This window comes from Pseudomonas sp. HY2-MNA-CIBAN-0224, assembly GCF_040310285.1.
GTDB lineage: Bacteria > Pseudomonadota > Gammaproteobacteria > Pseudomonadales > Pseudomonadaceae > Aquipseudomonas > Aquipseudomonas helleri.
In genome coordinates this window covers 1-384 of sequence record NZ_JBEOPQ010000233.1, presented here as the reverse complement: position 1 = coordinate 384, position 384 = coordinate 1, and the positions used below count along the sequence as shown (strand labels likewise).

At 57.0% G+C, this 384-nt stretch carries 3 tRNA genes; all 3 read left to right on the top strand.

Annotated features, from left to right (window positions below):
- Nucleotide 1: 1 nt before the first annotated feature.
- The 3 genes from AAEZ03_RS26185 to AAEZ03_RS26175 all read left to right on the top strand — a co-directional run bounded on the left by AAEZ03_RS26185 (nucleotide 2) and on the right by AAEZ03_RS26175 (nucleotide 337).
- Nucleotides 2–77, top strand: a tRNA-Gly gene (locus AAEZ03_RS26185).
- A gap of 103 nt (nucleotides 78–180) precedes the next feature.
- Nucleotides 181–256: transfer RNA gene (locus AAEZ03_RS26180), tRNA-Glu, on the top strand.
- Between the two features lie 5 nt (nucleotides 257–261).
- Nucleotides 262–337, top strand: a tRNA-Gly gene (locus AAEZ03_RS26175).
- The last annotated feature ends 47 nt before the right edge of the window (nucleotides 338–384 follow it).

The window sequence follows — 384 nt, the reverse complement described above, 5'->3', positions numbered from 1 at the left end:
TGCGGGAATAGCTCAGTTGGTAGAGCACGACCTTGCCAAGGTCGGGGTCGCGAGTTCGAGTCTCGTTTCCCGCTCCATTTTTAAGCAGCTTCGCTCTCGGGCGGGGTTGAGTGAAAGCCAAAGCGCACACTTCGGTGAGCGTAATTGGCACTGAAATGTACAGTGTACGTTTCGGGCAACGTCCCCTTCGTCTAGTGGCCTAGGACACCGCCCTTTCACGGCGGTAACAGGGGTTCGAGTCCCCTAGGGGACGCCATTATTGCGGGAATAGCTCAGTTGGTAGAGCACGACCTTGCCAAGGTCGGGGTCGCGAGTTCGAGTCTCGTTTCCCGCTCCATTTTTAAGCAGCTTCGCTCTCGGGCGGGGTTGAGTGAAAGCCAAAGC